1 pseudogene is annotated in these 968 nt (G+C 64.0%); it reads right to left on the reverse strand.

The features are described 5' to 3' along the window. A pseudogene (locus EHS19_RS10495) lies at positions 1–947 on the reverse strand (hypothetical protein); the annotation flags it as partial. Between the last annotated feature and the right edge of the window lie 21 nt (positions 948–968).

The raw sequence follows: 968 nt of genomic DNA on the forward strand, positions 1-968 counted from the left end.
GCAAGCGCCACCACGGCGACCGACGCACCCGTATCAGCCACCGTCGGCCTCTTCGACGGAGTCTGCGGCGCAGGCGACGGCGTCGGCTTCGGGGTCGGCTTCGGGGTCGGAGCCGGAGTCTCGGACTTCGCCGTCACCGACACCACATCCCACAGCAACGCGCCACCGGCAGTCGACACCGCAACCCGATACGAGCCAGCAAGATTCGGAGCAAACGCCTCAACCACGCCGTCCGCACCGACCGTCACATTGCCACGAGAACGCACAACACCAGCCGAATCAAGGAACACCACGACCACCCGACCAGCATGAGCCGCACCAACACGCAACGTCACCGTGCCACCGGCAACCATCGAATCCACCGGAACCAGACCGGCGACACGATTCGACTCCGTCAAATCAGACAATCCCGGCACACTCGGACCAGGATTCGGCTCCGGATCAGGCGTCACCGCCTTCTCGGCAACCGTCACCGTGAACGTGTCGGTCGCCTTGGCGTTGGCCACGGACGCGACGGTCACACGGAACGTGCCCGCCTTGTCGAACGGCTTGGACAGATCAACCGCATTACCGGCCGCATCGGCCGCCTTGACCGTGTACTCACCCGCAGCAAGCTCCTTGACGGACTTGTCGGACATCGTCGCAACGACCTTCAGCCCAGCGAACGTGTCACCGACCTTGTACTCGGTCTGCGCGGTCGCCTTGATCGACGCAACCGTCGGCTCAGTCGGCTCCGGCGTAACCGGCGTCTTCTCGGCAACCGTCACCGTGAACGTGTCCTCCTTCGACGGATCGGCCTTCAGCCTCACCACGATCTGCACCTTACCAGCGCGCTCGAACGGCTTGGTCAGATCAACATCGCCGCCCTCGCCGAAATACGAGCCAGCGACCATCACATCATCGGCAGCCAGCTCACGCTCCGTGCCATCCGACATGAACGCAGTCACCGTCACGCCAGCAAACCTGTC

This window comes from Bifidobacterium jacchi, from assembly GCF_009078285.1.
GTDB lineage: Bacteria > Actinomycetota > Actinomycetes > Actinomycetales > Bifidobacteriaceae > Bifidobacterium > Bifidobacterium jacchi.